At 61.4% G+C, this 14,747-nt stretch carries 13 protein-coding genes; 3 read left to right on the top strand and 10 right to left on the bottom strand.

Annotated elements, in window-relative coordinates; genetic code table 11:
* The first annotated feature begins 206 nt into the window (after positions 1 to 206).
* The gene (locus ACYASU_RS26070; RefSeq protein ID WP_463584534.1) at positions 207 to 1,700 is read left to right on the top strand and encodes a helix-turn-helix transcriptional regulator; all 1,494 of its coding nucleotides are present in this window, start codon (positions 207 to 209) and stop codon (positions 1,698 to 1,700) included.
* Positions 1,701 to 1,836: 136 nt separating this feature from the next.
* The gene (locus ACYASU_RS26065) at positions 1,837 to 2,094 is read left to right on the top strand and encodes a CsbD family protein (protein WP_463584533.1); all 258 of its coding nucleotides are present in this window, start codon (positions 1,837 to 1,839) and stop codon (positions 2,092 to 2,094) included.
* Positions 2,095 to 2,117: 23 nt separating this feature from the next.
* Here the strand turns inward: ACYASU_RS26065 and ACYASU_RS26060 are convergent, their stop codons facing one another.
* From ACYASU_RS26060 to ACYASU_RS26030, 7 genes are all read right to left on the bottom strand, one after another.
* Entirely contained in the window at positions 2,118 to 3,266 is a 1,149-nt protein-coding gene (locus tag ACYASU_RS26060) for an iron-containing alcohol dehydrogenase (RefSeq protein WP_463584532.1), read from the bottom strand.
* Positions 3,267 to 3,530: 264 nt separating this feature from the next.
* The gene (locus ACYASU_RS26055; RefSeq protein ID WP_065991348.1) at positions 3,531 to 4,355 is read right to left on the bottom strand and encodes an ABC transporter permease; all 825 of its coding nucleotides are present in this window, start codon (positions 4,353 to 4,355) and stop codon (positions 3,531 to 3,533) included.
* Between the two features lie 11 nt (positions 4,356 to 4,366).
* A complete protein-coding gene (locus tag ACYASU_RS26050) occupies positions 4,367 to 5,614 on the bottom strand; it encodes an ABC transporter permease (protein WP_463584531.1) in 1,248 nt (415 codons plus the stop codon).
* A gap of 111 nt (positions 5,615 to 5,725) precedes the next feature.
* A complete protein-coding gene (locus ACYASU_RS26045; RefSeq protein ID WP_282373633.1) occupies positions 5,726 to 6,757 on the bottom strand; it encodes a polyamine ABC transporter substrate-binding protein in 1,032 nt (343 codons plus the stop codon).
* A 90-nt stretch (positions 6,758 to 6,847) separates the two neighbouring features.
* Positions 6,848 to 7,972 (bottom strand): ABC transporter ATP-binding protein, encoded by a 1,125-nt coding sequence (locus tag ACYASU_RS26040; protein ID WP_192173097.1) that lies wholly within the window; start codon positions 7,970 to 7,972, stop codon positions 6,848 to 6,850.
* 291 nt (positions 7,973 to 8,263) lie between these two features.
* Positions 8,264 to 8,893, bottom strand: a complete 630-nt coding sequence (locus tag ACYASU_RS26035) for a response regulator (protein ID WP_463584530.1) — start codon at positions 8,891 to 8,893, stop codon at positions 8,264 to 8,266.
* Positions 8,890 to 10,878: a PAS domain-containing sensor histidine kinase gene (locus ACYASU_RS26030; RefSeq protein WP_463584547.1), complete on the bottom strand. Its 1,989-nt coding sequence runs from the start codon at positions 10,876 to 10,878 to the stop codon at positions 8,890 to 8,892. Before ACYASU_RS26030 ends, ACYASU_RS26035 begins: the two co-directional genes overlap by 4 nt.
* 221 nt (positions 10,879 to 11,099) lie before the next feature.
* Between ACYASU_RS26030 and ACYASU_RS26025 the strand changes: the two genes are divergently transcribed.
* On the top strand, positions 11,100 to 12,083 hold the full coding sequence (locus ACYASU_RS26025; RefSeq protein ID WP_192173098.1) for an alpha/beta hydrolase family protein: 984 nt from the start codon (positions 11,100 to 11,102) through the stop codon (positions 12,081 to 12,083).
* Positions 12,084 to 12,137: 54 nt separating this feature from the next.
* Here the strand turns inward: ACYASU_RS26025 and ACYASU_RS26020 are convergent, their stop codons facing one another.
* The 3 genes from ACYASU_RS26020 to ACYASU_RS26010 are packed head-to-tail and all read right to left on the bottom strand — an operon-like array spanning position 12,138 to position 14,682.
* The gene (locus tag ACYASU_RS26020) at positions 12,138 to 12,911 is read right to left on the bottom strand and encodes a DnaJ domain-containing protein (protein WP_463584529.1); all 774 of its coding nucleotides are present in this window, start codon (positions 12,909 to 12,911) and stop codon (positions 12,138 to 12,140) included.
* Positions 12,912 to 13,580 carry an N-acetylmuramate alpha-1-phosphate uridylyltransferase MurU gene (murU, locus tag ACYASU_RS26015; RefSeq protein ID WP_463584528.1) on the bottom strand — a complete coding sequence of 223 codons (669 nt, stop codon included), beginning with the start codon at positions 13,578 to 13,580 and terminating at the stop codon, positions 12,912 to 12,914. It abuts the gene before it with no gap.
* A 58-nt stretch (positions 13,581 to 13,638) separates the two neighbouring features.
* Positions 13,639 to 14,682, bottom strand: coding sequence for an aminoglycoside phosphotransferase family protein (locus ACYASU_RS26010; RefSeq protein WP_463584527.1), 1,044 nt, complete (start codon positions 14,680 to 14,682; stop codon positions 13,639 to 13,641).
* Positions 14,683 to 14,747 lie beyond the last annotated feature (65 nt).

The raw sequence follows: 14,747 nt of genomic DNA, 5'->3' as shown, positions 1-14,747 counted from the left end.
GCGTCTTATGAGACGTGAAACCAGTTTGATCAGCGCGTTGAGAGCTGTGATGGCGCATTTGCACCGCTTCGGCTGGTGCATTCGCACCGACCCTCGCAAGCACGGCTGCACTAAGCTGCAGCACTAAGCTTTTGCCAGCCGGTCCGATAGCGTGGAGCGCCCGGCTGATCGAAGCCCGACCGCATTGAGACGTCAGGAGAGCAAGCATGTCAGAGGCCATCCTCGCCAGAGAAACCAACCGCCGCCAGTTGCAGCAGATCATCTCGGGTCTGTCGGACGGGGTGATGTTGGTGGAGGTCGATCAGACCATCATCTGGGCCAACGAAGCGGCGCTGCTGATGCACGGGGTCGAAGAGATCAGCGAACTGGGCGCCAACGGCGAGGCCTATCGCGAAAAGTTTTCCCTGCGTTATCGCAACAATCATCCGCTGGACGTTGACCAATATCCGATCAGCCGCGTGGCGGCAGGCGAGGTGTTCAGCGACGTGCTCATCGAGGTCAGCAAGATCGGTGAAGAAGAGGAGCGCAGCTGGGTCCATCGCGTTCGCAGCATGGTGCTTGAGGACAGCACCGGCACTCCCGAATCGCTGGTGCTGATCCTCGCCGACGCAACGGAGTGGGCCGGCGCCGAGCAGCGCTTCGAAAAGACCTTCAACGCCAACCCCGCCCCCGCCGTGATCTGCCGCCTGAGTGATCTGCGCTTCATCAAGGTCAATCAGGGCTTTCTGGAAATGACCGGGCACTCGAGAGAGAACGTGATTGGCCGCTCGGTGTACGAGGTGGACGTGCTGGAAAATGCCGAGCGCAAGGACCTCGCCATCGAGCGTCTGAATCAGGGCGCGACCATCCCGCAGATGCAGGCCGAACTGAAGCTGCCGGAGGGCGGTACCAAACTGGTCATCGTCGCCGGGCAGCCGCTGGACATGAACGAAGAAGATTGCATGCTGTTTTCGTTCACCGACCTTGAGCCGAGACGCAAAGCCGAAACCGCGCTGCGCCAGAGCGAAGAGCGTTTTGCCAAAGCGTTCAAGCTGACGCCGGTGCCGACACTGGTGTGTACAGCCGATCGGCAACAGATCGTCGAAGCTAACGAGGCGTTCTTCAGCACACTCGGTTACACCCCCCAGGAGCTGATTGGCCGGACTGTCGCGGAGTTAGGATTCATTGAGGACGGCGCGGTGATGGACGGGCTGTTCAACGTCCTGGAAACCACCGGCCGCGTCGACGGGCTCGACCTGAAGGTCCGCAAGAAAGGCAGCGAGTCGCTGGACTGCGTGCTGGCCGCTGACACGGTGACGATTCAAGACAACGCCTGCTACCTCTTCGTACTGATGGACATTACCGAGCGCAAGCGATCCGAGCTTGAGCTGGTGGAGGCCATCGAAACAGTTATGCAGGACGCCTCATGGTTCAGCCAGACGCTGATCGAAAAGCTGGCCAATGCCAAGCGGGTCAACAGTCGACAGATGCCCAGCGCTTCATTCACCGACCTGACCGCTCGCGAGCGGGATGTGCTGGGTTTGATCTGTGAGGGGCTGGCGGACAAAGAGATCGCTGCACGGCTGAACCTGGCGCTCAACACCATTCGCAACCATGTCGCGACGGTGTATTCCAAGCTCGACGTGCACAGCCGGGCGGAAGCCATTGTCTGGGCGAGGGAGCGGCACCTGTTCGCCAATCAGGGCAAAAGCAAACGCTGAGTGATGCAAATGCGCCAGTGCCTCTGGTGCATAGTCACCTTCATGGGGTGATGCCCGGGCTCTACGCTATCAGTGTGGCTGACCCTCTGGGTCAGCGAGATATTCATCACGGATACTCATTTCCTGGAGCCAAGATATGAAAAGCGAACAATTGAAAGGCGTTCTGGAGCAGGCAGCTGGCAAGGCCCAAGACGTCTTCGGCAACCTGACCGGTGACGAGCGCACCCAAATGGAAGGCAAGGCGCGTCAAGCGGCGGGTGAGCTGCAGGAACGTTACGGCGATCTGCTGGACGAAGTGGCGACCTTCACCCAGCAACGGCCACGTACCACGCTAATGGTGCTCGCCGGCCTGACGCTGACCGTCGGCTGGTTGCTGGCCCGTCGTCGCGGTTGACGTTCCTGGCCTGGCCAGCCGGATCAATAGGCCGCGCGGTAGATTTTCTCGATGTCGGCGGCGGTCAGTTTCCGCGGGTTGTTGCGCATGAGGCGATCGATCTTGCTGGCCTCCTCAGCCATCGCGGAAATGGCGTCTTCGGGCACATTGAAGCTGCGCAGGCCAGACGGGATTTCCACCGCTGCGCACAAGTCGGCCATGGCTTTCACGGCCAGATCGGCGGCGTCCCTGTCGCTCAAATGTGCGACGCGGACGCCCATCGCGTCGGCAATGTCGCGCATCCGTTCGACGCAGGCCAGTTTGTTCCACTCCATCACGTAGGGCAGCAGCAGCGCGTTGCTGACGCCGTGAGCGATGTTGAAACGCCCTCCCAGCGGATACGCCAGCGCATGCACCGCGCCAACCCCGGCATTGCCGAACGCCATGCCGGCCATGAGGCTGGCGGTGGCCATGTCTTCTCGCGCTTGCAAGCTGGACGGATTGGCGTAGGCCTTGGGCAGCGCTTTGACGATCAGCTTGATGGCGCCCAACGCGATGGCGTCGGTGATCGGCGAGGCATTCACCGAAATGTAGGCCTCGATGGCGTGCACCAGGGCATCGACTCCGCTGGCTGCCGTAACACTGCGCGGACAGGTCAGGGTCATCAACGGGCTGACCAGCGCGACGTCCGGCAACAGGTGATCGCTGACGATGCCTTTCTTCAGCTGAGCCTGTTTGTCCGAAAAGATCGCCACGTTGGTGACTTCCGAACCGGTGCCGGCGGTGGTCGGGATGGCAATCAGCGGCGGGCCTTTGCGTCTGACCAGATCAACGCCGAACAACTCGGCCAGCGGCCCTTCGTGGCCGGCGAACGCGGCGACGCCTTTGGCGATGTCAATAGCACTGCCGCCGCCTACACCGATCAGGCCGTCATGACCGCCGTCACGGTAGGCCCGGGTGCAGTCTTCAACGATAGAGATTTCTGGCTCGGGTTTGACCTGATCAAACAAGCCATACCGACGGCCGCCCAATTGGGCCAGCGCGAGATCGACCGTTCCGGATTTGACCAGGATTGCGTCGGTGACGATCAGCGGGTTTTGAACGTTGAGCCGGGTCAGCTCGGCCGACAACTGCTCGATGGCAGCCGGGCCGGTGATCAGTTTGTTGGCTATTTTGAAGGCAGAAACACTCATCGGGCTCGTCCTTTAAGTTGTTGTTGGAGACGTGGCTCTTTTACAAGGCAGGGTCAGCATGCGGTGAGTGAAACATAGACCGGATCGTGGGATGCGTCAGTTTTGCGGTGAAGCGGGGGAGTTAGATGGCATTTGTGGGACCGGCTTTAGCCGGGAAGAGGCCCTTGTGTGCGCTATTAATCTTGCGGCGCGGCACCCGACGCCTTCCCGGCTAAAGCCGGTCCTACCATTCGCGGCCCGGTCAGTTCCTGCGGCGGGGATTGATCATTCCACCGCCGTGCGCAGTTTCTCGCTGCGACCACGCAGCCATTCCAGCACCAGCAGCAGCACCACCGAGAAGCCGATGAGCAAGGTGGCGGCGGCGGCAATCGTCGGGCTGAGGTTTTCGCGGATGCCGCTGAACATCTGCCGGGGCAAGGTCGCCTGGCCCGGGCCTGCGAGGAACAGCGTGACCACGACTTCATCGAACGAGGTTGCGAAGGCGAACAGCGCCCCGGAGATCACACCCGGTGCAATCAGCGGCAGGGTCACACGCCGAAACGCCGTGGTGGGCGAAGCGCCCAGACTCGCCGCTGCGCGCACCAGGTTGTAATTGAAGCCCTGCAACGTGGCCGACACCGTAATGATCACGAACGGCACACCCAGCACGGCGTGCACCAGGATCAGCGAGATGTAGCTGTTGCCCAGCCCCAGCGGCGCAAAAAACAGGTAGCTCGCCACCCCGACAATCACCACCGGCACCACCATCGGCGAAATAACCAGCGCCATTACCAGCGCCTTGCCGGGGAAGTTGCTACGCGTCAGACCGATGGCCGCCAACGTCCCGAACCCCATCGCCAGCACCGTGGCGGCTGGCGCGACGATCAGGCTGTTCTTCAGGGCGCGCATCCACTCGGCCGAGCCGAAAAAGTCCTGATACCAGTGCAGCGAAAAGCCCTGCAGCGGGTAGACCAGAAAGCTGCCGGAGTTGAACGACAGCGGCACGATCACCAGCACCGGCAGCACCAGAAACAACAGAATCAAGCCGCACAGCGTGCGCAGCGTGTAATGCCAGACCCGCTCGATGGGCGAGGAATAAGGGCTCAACATGGTCGGTCTCCTCAGCTCAGACGCAGGCGGCTGGCGCCGACCAGCCAGTTATAGATCAGGTACAGCACGACGGTCGCCAGCAGCAACAACCCGCCCAGCGCCGTCGCCATGCCCCAGTTGATGCTGGTGTTGGTGTAGAACGCCACAAAATAACTGACCATCTGGTCGTTCGGGCTGCCCAGCAGCGCCGGGGTGATGTAGTAACCGATGGCGAGAATGAACACCAACAGACAGCCCGCGCCGACACCGGCGTAGGTCTGCGGGAAATACACGCGCCAGAAACTCGCGAACGGGTTGCAGCCCAGTGAGATCGCGGCGCGCATGTAGGTCGGCGAGATGCCTTTCATCACGCTGTAGATGGGCAGGATCATGAACGGCAGCATGATGTGCACCATCGAGATGTAAACGCCGACCCGGTTGAACACCAATTCCAGCGGTTTATCGATGATGCCCATGGCCATCAGCGCGCCGTTGATCAGGCCGCTCGATTGCAGCAACACAATCCAGGCGGCGACGCGCACCAGGATCGACGTCCAGAAGGGCAGCAGGACCAGAATCATCAACAGGTTGCTCTGCCGTGCAGGCAGATTGGCCAACAGGTATGCCAGCGGATACGCCAGCAGCAGGCAAATCACGGTGATCACCAGGCCCATCCAGAAGGTGCGGGCGAAGATGTCGATGTAAATCGCCTGATCGGGTGTCGCTGGCGCCACTTCACCGAGGTCATCGATGCGGTGGTCGACAGCGGCCAGCAAATAATAGGGGGTGAAGCTTGAGGTGTTGCGGCGGATCGCCTGCCAGTACGCGGGATCGCCCCAACGTTCATCGATGGCTTCCAGCGCCTCCTTATAAGAAGCCGGTTCTTCCTTGAAAGGCATGGCGCGGGCCGTTTTCGCCAAGAGACTGCGGTAGCCCGCCAACTCCTGGTTCAAGCGCTTGGACAGATCACCCAGCGTCTGATTCTTGCGCGCTTCGCCCAGGTCCTGGCTCGCAGCTTTGTACACCGCGTCCGGCGGCAGCCCCTTGCTGTCCCATTTCGCCACTTCGACCACAGTGAGCGGCATGCCACCCACCACTTCCGGGTTGCTGACGCTTTTGTAGAGCAGTGCCGCGATTGGCACGAGAAACACCAGCAACAGGAAGATCACCAATGGCGCGATCAACGCCTGAGCCTTCCAGCGATTGACGCGCTCGGCACGGGCCAGGCGTTGCTTCAGGGTCGGGCTGGCGCCTTCAGTCAGGGGCACGGCGATGGCCATAGTGAACTCCGAAATCTTTGAACAAAGAGCGCGTCCTCTGCCCTGCTTTCAGACAGGTCAGACGACGCACCCGGATCTAACTCACAACGAAGCGCTTACTGGGCAGTGCTCTTATTTGGCGGCCCAAGAGTTGAAGCGCTGTTCCAGCGACTCACCGAAGTCGGCCCAGAATTTCACGTCGATCTGCACCTGATCCTTGATGTTCTCAGGGGTGGTCGGCATGTTTTTCAGGGTGTCAGCGCTCAGCAACGGGACCGCGCCAGTATTGGCCGGGCCGTAGGCGATGTTTTCGGAATAGGTCTTTTGCTGCTCTGGCTTGAGGGAGTAAGCGATGAACTTCTTCGCTTCTTCGGCGTTTTTTGCGCCCTTCGGAATGGCCCATGCGTCGAAGTCATACACGCCGCCGGTCCAGACCACTTTCAGGTTGCTCTCTTTCTGCACGGCAGCGATGCGACCGTTGTAGGCCGAGCTCATCACGACGTCGCCCGATTGCAGATATTGAGGCGGCTGTGCGCCCGCTTCCCACCACTGAATGCTTGGCTTGAGCTTGTCGAGCATCTTAAAGGCGCGGTCCTGGCCTTCCTTGGTCGCCAGCACTTTGTAGACGTCCTTCGGCGCAACGCCGTCGGCCATCAGGGCAAATTCCAGGGTGTATTTGGCGCCCTTGCGCAGGCCACGTTTGCCCGGGAATTTCTCGGTGTCCCAGAAATCAGCCCAACCGGTTGGTGCGGATTTCAGCTTGTCGGCGTTGTAGGCCAGCACGGTGGACCAGACGAAGAAGCCTACGCCGCACTCGGAAATTGCGCCCTTGACGTAGCTGTCCTTGTTGCCGAGATCGACCGAGGCCAGCGACTCGAACATGTCTTCGTCACAGCCACGGGACAGCTCTGGCGACTCCACCTCCACCAGATCCCAGGTCACGCTCTTGGTGTCGACCATGGCTTTGACCTTGGCCATCTCACCGTTGTATTCGCCAGCGATGATCTTGCCGTTGCCGGCTTTTTCCCACGGCGCGTAGAAGGCCTTTTCCTGGGCCGCCTTGTTCGCGCCACCGAAGGAGATGACCGTCAGGTCCGCTGCCATGGCTTGCGCCGCGCACATCATGCCGACCGATAAGGCGGTGAGCTTCAATGTCTTGAGCATCAGTTTTTCTCTCCACGAACAATGTTGGTTAAGCGATGGGGCGATTTGGCTCGCCTCTGGGTTCTTCGGTTGACGCGTAACGCGGGTGTATCAATGTGCATCAAGCAACGGGTCCAGCGCGCGCGCGTGCTCGACCTGCCATCCAATGGGCACGACATCGCCAACGCTCAGCGCCGGATCCAGCTCGGCGATGGGCTGCTTGACAAAGAAATCGGTTTTCCCAGCCACTTCCAGGCGCACTCGCACGTGGTCGCCCAGGTAGATGAATTCGGCAACACGGCCGGAGAAGCGGTTGACGCAACTCTCGCTGCGGCCGTTGAGGTTTACGCGCTCGGGACGAATAGAGAGCGTGACCGGGCTGCCGGTGGCACCGACGTTGATCGCCAGCGCTTCGACTTTTTCGCCGCGTGCCAGGCCCACTACACAACGGTCGCCGCTCTGGCTGAGCAAGGTGCCGTTGATGCGGTTGTTCTCGCCGATGAAGTTCGCGACGAAGGTGTTTTTCGGCTCTTCGTAGAGGGTGCGCGGCGGGGCGATTTGCTGGATCTCGCCTTGGTGGAACACCGCGACGCGGTCGGACATGGTCAGCGCTTCGCCCTGATCGTGGGTGACGTAAACAACGGTCACGCCCAGTCGCTGGTGCAGATGCTTGATTTCCATCTGCATGTGCTCGCGCAGTTGCTTGTCGAGCGCACCGAGGGGTTCGTCCATCAGCACCAGCTGCGGCTCGAACACCAGCGCGCGGGCCAGTGCCACCCGTTGCTGCTGGCCACCCGACAACTGCGCGGGGTAGCGATGGGCGAAGGTGCCGAGCTGGACCATGTCGAGGGCACGTTTGACCTTTTCGGCCACGTCGGTCTTGCTCATGCCGCGCACCGACAGCGGGAACGCGAGGTTCTCAGCGACCGTCATGTGCGGGAACAGCGCGTAGTTCTGGAACACCATGCCGATGTCGCGTTTGTGCGGCGGCACGTTGTTGATCGAGCGACCGGCCAGCAGGATCTCGCCGGCGGTTGGCGTCTCGAACCCGGCGAGCATCATCAGGCTGGTGGTTTTGCCGGAGCCGGACGGCCCGAGCAGGGTGAGGAATTCGCCTTTGCAGATATCCAGGTTGAGGTCTTTGACGATCAGGGCTTCGCCGTCGTAGCTCTTTTGCACACCGCGAAAGCTGACCAGAACATCACTCGCCCCAGCGCTTGAATCGACGTTGCTCATTGCCCACACCTATGTTTGATCCACCGTAGGGATCAAACATAGATGAGCCTGAAGGCCGCGCAAATCGGGGCGTGAGAGAGAATGACCTAGGTGGGGTGGAAGGTTTCGGGTAGGGATTGCCCTACAGGGATGGCGGGGATAGGTATGTCGCCCGGAAGTTATTTATGGCCTGGTCTGGCGTCTTCGCGAGCAAGCTCACTCCTACAAGGGGATCGCAATAACCTGTAGGAGTGAGCTTGCTCGCGATAGCGTTTTACGAAGCACCACAGGAAGTCGTTTTTAGACACGCAATCAAACCAACTTGTGCTCCATCGCATACTTCACCAGCTCGGCCAGCGAATTGATTTTCAGCTTCTGCATCAGGCGCGCCTTGTGGGTGCTGATGGTCTTGCTGCTCAGCGCCAGTTGCTGGGCGATGTCGTTGACGTTCGCGCCCTGGGCCAGGCGCTCGAACACCGAGAACTCGCGCTCGGACAACAATGAGTGCAACGGCCGGCTGTCCGTCAGACCGACCTCAAACACCATGCGATCGGCCAGGTCCGGGTCGATATAACGCCCGCCCGCAGCCACCCGCCGGATCGCCGTCAGCAGCAACGCGGGGTCGCTGTCTTTGGTCGCGTAGCCGGCGGCGCCGACCTTCAAAGCCCGCGCGGCCATTTGCGCTTCATCGTGCATCGACAGCACCAGAATCGCGGGCGGATTGTTCAGCGCGCGAATTCTCGGGATCGCCTCCAGGCCATTGACCCCCGGCATGGAAATATCCAGCAGCACCACCTCGCACGGTACGTGGCGCAAAGCCTCCAGCAACTGCTCGCCATTGCTGGCCTCCCCGACCACCTGCAGATCTTTCGCCAGGCCGATCAGCTGTTTGATGCCCTCGCGGACAATCGTGTGGTCTTCGGCAACCAATACGCGAATCAATGCACGTGCTCCTCAGCGACCGGGTCCAGCGGAATGTGGATGCGCAAGGTTGTGCCTTCTCCGGGCAAGGTGTCCAGATGCAATTGCCCGCCCATGATCAGGACCCGCTCGCGCATGCCCACCAGTCCGAACGACGCCGGACGTTCTGCGCGCTGATCGAAACCCTTGCCGTCGTCGGCGATGCGCATGCATAGCACGCCATCGCTCAGCGTCAGGCTCAGCTCGACCGTGTGCGCTTCGGCATGGCGCATGACGTTGGTCAGCGACTCCTGAAGAATGCGGAACAGCCCGATGGCCGTTGCGTCCGGCAGGCTGGGCAAGTTGTCCGGCACCTGCACCAGGCACGGAATCTGGGTGCGTGCTTCGAAGCGCCGGGCCTGCCATTCAATGGCCGACGCAATACCTGCATCGAGAATCGGTGGCCGCAGTGCGGTCGCCACGTCCCGCACTAACTGGAACAACTGCGCAATCAGGCGCTTCATGCTGTTCAATCGATCACGCAGGCCAGGGTCAAGATCGGCGTAGGCCAGTTCACACATGGACGTTTCCAGCTTGAGCACCGTCAGCATCTGACCCAACTCGTCGTGAACTTCCCGGGCAATGCGGGCCTTTTCTTCTTCGCGCACGGTTTCCAGGTGCGCCGACAGCTCGCGCAACTGCTCGGCCAACACCTGCAAGCGCGCCTCGCTCTCCTGCAGCGCGGCGAGGGACCGCCGCCGTTCGGTCACGTCGGTGATGAACACCACCAGGTACTCGGCGTCGCGAAAACGCAGGAAGCTCAGCGACACATCGGCAGGCAGAATGCTGCCATCGGCGCGCACGCAATTGCTTTCGTAGTTCTGCGGCCCTTCCTCGCTGGAGCGCGCGGTTTTCCACAGATTGAGCCAGCGATCCATGTTCAGCCCCGGCTCGAAATCAATCAGCGGCCGGTCCACCACTCCACCCGGCGCATAACCCAGCATGGTTTCGGCGGCCTGATTGGCGTAGCGCACGTGGCTGTCCCAATTGACCCAGAGAATGCCGACGGTGCTCTGATCGATGGAGAACTGCGCCAGCCGCAATGCCTCCTCCCCTGCCAGACGCCTGGCGATGTCATCCCGGGCGGCGAGTAATTGTTTCTCCAGTTGCTGCTGTTGTTTGCGCTGCCAGTAAACAATCGCCGCGCTGGCGAGGAGCAGGACCAACAGCAGCAGCGCTATGTTCTTCCACAGCCCAGGCGATTCACTGATCTGCGGGTATTTGGGCTGGAGCCACTGCGTATGCAGTTGTTCGAGATCCCGGGCCGGAATAGCGCTCAATGCCTGGCTGATAATCTCGGCGAGCTGCGGCGTGTCACGTCGGGAGGCCACGCGCAGCAGCTGCGGGAAGCCAATGTCGCCAACCACGGCGAGCCCGGCAAACTCGGCTTCGCGGGACAGACGGCTGAGTTGCGCCTCATCGATCACGGCGTATCGCGCCTGCTGACTGAGCAAGAGCTGCAACGCCTGACGCTCCAGCGGCACGCCTTGCAGATTGAGGTGGGTGTAATTGCTGCGCAGGTAGTCAGCGGTGGCGCTGGGCATGCGCACAGCGACGCGCACCTGGCCGTCGAGCTTTTCCAGATCCACCGCGCCGGCGCCGTCACGTTCGCCAACGATCAGTTGCGGAACGCGCATGTACGGATCGGAATACAGCCACAGGCGCAAGCCGGCGGGCGTCTGGGTCAGGCCCGGCGCGAAGTCGATCTGGCCGTCGGCCAAGGCTTTTTCGAGCTCGGCCTGATCGGCATAACTGCGCCACAGCAGCTCCACCTGAAGGGTCTTTGCCATGAGATTGATGAGGTCGACGTTAGCGCCGGACAACTGCTGCGCACGACGATCGAGCTGGGCGTAAGGCGTTTGAAGGACGAGCCCCACACGCAATTGCCCGCGCTGGGTCAGCCAGTCACGCTGCTCGCGGCTCAAGGGGTCGGCCTGCATGGGCGAGGCGACGGCGTAGTGCGACATTGGCAACGCGATCAGCATCAGGCCGATCAAGAGCGCGCGGGTATCGCCGATAACCCGAAGGCACAGCGCACGGATTCTCAAACTGTCGTCTCCATTTCCCTGAATCCCATGCCGATCATGCTCTGTGCCTGTCGCTCGCTGGACGCGGCGATTGCCTGGCCTGACAAACCGCCGTCAACCCATTAGTCTGCCGGAATTGTTTCCGGCCTTTGGAATATTCGATGTCCTACACCCTTCGCGCACTATTTCCTGCGCTGTGCCTGACGCTGATACTACCTTGCTCGTCGCTCGTCATGGCTGCGGATCCGGCGCCGGACAAAGACGCCAAGCCTGCTGAAGCGCCAGTCGAGCGAGCGGCATTGCCGTCTCGCACTGAAGAAGACACCCTGGCGCTGGAGCGTCAGGTGCCACAAGCCGAGCAACAGCAGTTGCAGGCGGGCGACGAGACGTTTCTGGCGTTGTGGAAACCGGCGAATGTCGACGAGCCCAAAGGCGCGGTGATCATCGTGCCGGGGGCCGATGAGTCAGCAGACTGGCCGACTGCGGTGGCACCGTTGCGCCGCAAGTTGCCGGACGTCGGGTGGTCCAGCCTCAGTCTGAGCATGCCGGACGCTCACAATGACGGCGTATTCGCGCGCGCGGCGGATGCTCCGGCTGCGGCCTCTACGGGTGATAAACCCAAGGACGCGCCGGTCAAGGCACCGGATCCTGCAGCCACTGCTGAAGCGGAGGCCGCAGCGGCCGCCGAACAGGCAGCTGCCCAAGCCGAGATGGCCAAGGCCAGCGCCGAGAAAATCTTTACCCGGATCGACAGCGCCGTGACCTTCGCCCAGCAGAACAAAGCCCGGAGCATCGTCCTCCTCGGTCACGGCAGCGGCGCTTATTGGGCGGCGCGTTACATGAGCGAGCGGCCCTCGCCAGCCGTTCAACGCCTGGTCATGGTCACGGCCGTGGACACCGGCAAGGAAACGCCGTCGCTGATGGCGCTGCTGCCCACGCTGAAAGTCCCGACGGCCGACTTCGTCAACAAGGACCGTTCGGTGCCGCGTCAGCAGGCACAAGACCGCCTGGATGCCAGCAAACGAAACAAGAACGCCAGGTTCACCCAAGTGGCGTTGAGCGCCATTCCCGGCAATCCCGCGATGGAGCAAGATCAATTGTTTCGTCGCGTTCGGGGTTGGCTGGAGGGTGACGCCGCGAAGTAACCATTACCGCCTTTGACGCTGCCCATGCGGCGGGCAGCATCCAGACCCAAAGCCTCAGCGAAACCCGCGCCGATCACGAATGACCGCATAGGCGTGGTGCAGCTCGCGGGTCTTCTCGGTGGCATCACGAACCTGTATCTGATTGGCGCCACTGCCAGCGATCTTGTCCGGGTGATGGCGACTGAGCAATCGACGGTAGGCGCGCTTGATCTGCGCTGGTTCCGCATCCGCTTTCACGCCCAGCAAACGCAGCGCATCCTGAAACTCGCCGCCACTGCTGGCGGGAGCACCCCGCGAACGCTGCTCGTCTTCGGTCGATGACAAGCCTTCGACTTTGCCCGCCGGCCAGCCCAGCCATTTGCCCCACAGCACAATCAATTCACGTTCGGTGCGCGACGCCCTGCCATCCGCCCACGCCATGCGCCAACAGGCACGCAACAAACCCTCTGCCGCATGGGGCTGGCTTTTCAGGCGCGTGAGGTGGACGCGCAAATTGTCGCGCCCGTCCTTGCCCCGATTGAACGCCTGAATCGCCCGACGCTGCGCCGCCTCGCTGAGGTCCAGTCGGCGCATTTCCACGCGCGCTTGCTGAATATGCCCGTCGACCACACGGCCATCGCTCTTCGCCAGACGCCCCAGCAGAATGAAAATAAGCTCGTCGTCGCGCGGCACGGTGCGGCCATTGGCACGCTCGCGCATCTCCGCCCAGCTCTGGAAATGCAGCCGCCGATCAAGCGCCTGCCCCAGAAGCGCGCCGAGCATGGCGCCGGGAATGCTGGCAATCAGATACCCGACGCCACCGCCAACCACCGTGAATGGCCACAGCATCTAGGGCTTCACCGCAAGGATCTGCTCGACTTCGGCCAGTCGCTCATGGGTACCGACATCCACCCAGCGGCCGGCAAAACGTTCGCCGGTCACTAGGCCTTTCGCCATGGCGTCACGCAACAGAGGCGCCAGCTTGAACGCGCCTTCGGTGCAGCCCGCGAAGAGTTGCGGGTGCAGCACCGCGATACCGCTGTAGGTCAGGCGCGGCTGATCAGCATCGTCGTGCACGTGCCCGTCGACCAGCGCGAAATCCCCGCCGGGGTGATGCGGCGGGTTGTCCACCAGCACCAGATGGGCGAGCCCCTTGAGCGGCTTCATCAGCACGCTGAAATCGAAATCGACCCAGATGTCTCCGTTGACCACCAGAAACGGCTCGTCGCCCAGAAGCGGCAGCGCACGAAAGATCCCGCCCCCCGTCTCCAGCGGTTCGCCCTCAGGGGAGTAGGAGATATTCAGACCCCACTGGTGACCGTCGCCCAGATGATCTTCGATCTGCTGCCCCAACCACGCGTGGTTGATCACAACGCTCTCGAATCCGGCCGATTTGATTGCGCGCAGGTGATATTCAATCAGTGGAACACCGCCGGCTCGCACCAGCGGTTTGGGCGTGTGCAGGGTCAACGGGCGCAGGCGCTCGCCTTTACCCGCCGCCAGAATCATCGCTTTCATGCGGCCCTCATCAAGACAATCTTCACGTGCAGTCCCTCTTCAATTGCAGTCCATTCCGTTACACAACAGATGCTGGTTTTGCCTGTGTCGGTTTTGTATGGCCAAGGCTGGTCAGCAGATTACTCAGTTCAACCAGCTCCGGGCGTCGCGCCAACACCGCTTCTATATAAGAGAAGAAGCGCGGCACATCGGCGACGTAGCGTGGCTTGCCATCACGATGGCAGATGCGGGCGAAAATACCGATCACCTTCAAATGCCGCTGCACGCCCATCAAATCACTGGCCCGCCGGAATTCATCGAATTCGCCCTGCACCGGGATGCCCGCCGCAGCGGCCTTGTTCCAGTACAGCTCGAGCCAGGCCGCTACGCGCTCCTCCGGCCAACTCAGGAAAGCATCCTTGAACAGGCAGGTGATGTCGTAGGTGACCGGGCCGTACACCGCGTCCTGAAAATCCAGCACGCCAGGGTTTGGTTCGCTGAGCATCAGGTTGCGCGGCATGTAATCACGGTGCACCAACACCTTCGGCTGGGCCAGCGCGCTCTCGATCAGCAAATCGCTGACCGCCTGCCAACTGGCCTGCTGCGCCTGATCGAACTCCACGCCCAGATGACGCTTCACGTACCACTCGGGAAACAGCTCCAGCTCGCGGCGCAGGAGTGCCACGTCGTAACTCGGCAATGGCGCGTCCATCGGCAATTGCTGGTAGGCGAGCAATGCGTCGATCGCGTCAATGAACAGCTGATCCGCGTTTTGCTCGTCGATGACATCCAGGTAGGTCTGACGACCCAAGTCATTCAACAAAAGAAAGCCCTGATTCAGGTCTTCGGCATAAATTTTCGGAACATTAATGCCCGACCCGCTCAATAAATGAGCGATATCCACGAAGGGTTTGCAGTTTTCCTGGGGCGGCGGCGCGTCCATGACAATAAAAGTTCGGCCCTCCCCCTCCCAGCGAAAGTAACGACGGAAACTGGCGTCGCTACTGGCGGCAGTCAACGTGGCCGGGGGAATCAGGCCCCAGCCCTGGGCCTCAAATAACCGCGGGAGCTGCTCATCGAGCCAAACTTTCAGGTGTTGCAGGCGTACATCTTGATCTGGCATTGCAAGGGTCTCCGACGGCGCTAGCCGTCAAGCGGGTCATGCTTTATTATCCGACATCTTTTTCA

Source organism: Pseudomonas sp. HP_12, assembly GCF_055283955.1.
Note: the sequence above shows the minus strand (reverse complement) of the source record. Positions and strands in the feature narration are given on the sequence as shown.

Coding starts and splice junctions, on each gene's coding strand:
- ACYASU_RS26025 (WP_192173098.1), top strand. CDS start 11,100: ATGTCCTACACCCTTCGCGCACTATTTCCTGCGCTGTGCCTGACGCTG.
- murU (WP_463584528.1), bottom strand. CDS start 13,580: ATGAAAGCGATGATTCTGGCGGCGGGTAAAGGCGAGCGCCTGCGCCCG.
- ACYASU_RS26020 (WP_463584529.1), bottom strand. CDS start 12,911: ATGCTGTGGCCATTCACGGTGGTTGGCGGTGGCGTCGGGTATCTGATT.
- ACYASU_RS26010 (WP_463584527.1), bottom strand. CDS start 14,682: ATGCCAGATCAAGATGTACGCCTGCAACACCTGAAAGTTTGGCTCGAT.
- ACYASU_RS26055 (WP_065991348.1), bottom strand. CDS start 4,355: ATGTTGAGCCCTTATTCCTCGCCCATCGAGCGGGTCTGGCATTACACG.
- ACYASU_RS26070 (WP_463584534.1), top strand. CDS start 207: ATGTCAGAGGCCATCCTCGCCAGAGAAACCAACCGCCGCCAGTTGCAG.
- ACYASU_RS26040 (WP_192173097.1), bottom strand. CDS start 7,972: ATGAGCAACGTCGATTCAAGCGCTGGGGCGAGTGATGTTCTGGTCAGC.
- ACYASU_RS26060 (WP_463584532.1), bottom strand. CDS start 3,266: ATGAGTGTTTCTGCCTTCAAAATAGCCAACAAACTGATCACCGGCCCG.
- ACYASU_RS26050 (WP_463584531.1), bottom strand. CDS start 5,614: ATGGCCATCGCCGTGCCCCTGACTGAAGGCGCCAGCCCGACCCTGAAG.
- ACYASU_RS26045 (WP_282373633.1), bottom strand. CDS start 6,757: ATGCTCAAGACATTGAAGCTCACCGCCTTATCGGTCGGCATGATGTGC.
- ACYASU_RS26030 (WP_463584547.1), bottom strand. CDS start 10,878: ATGTCGCACTACGCCGTCGCCTCGCCCATGCAGGCCGACCCCTTGAGC.
- ACYASU_RS26065 (WP_463584533.1), top strand. CDS start 1,837: ATGAAAAGCGAACAATTGAAAGGCGTTCTGGAGCAGGCAGCTGGCAAG.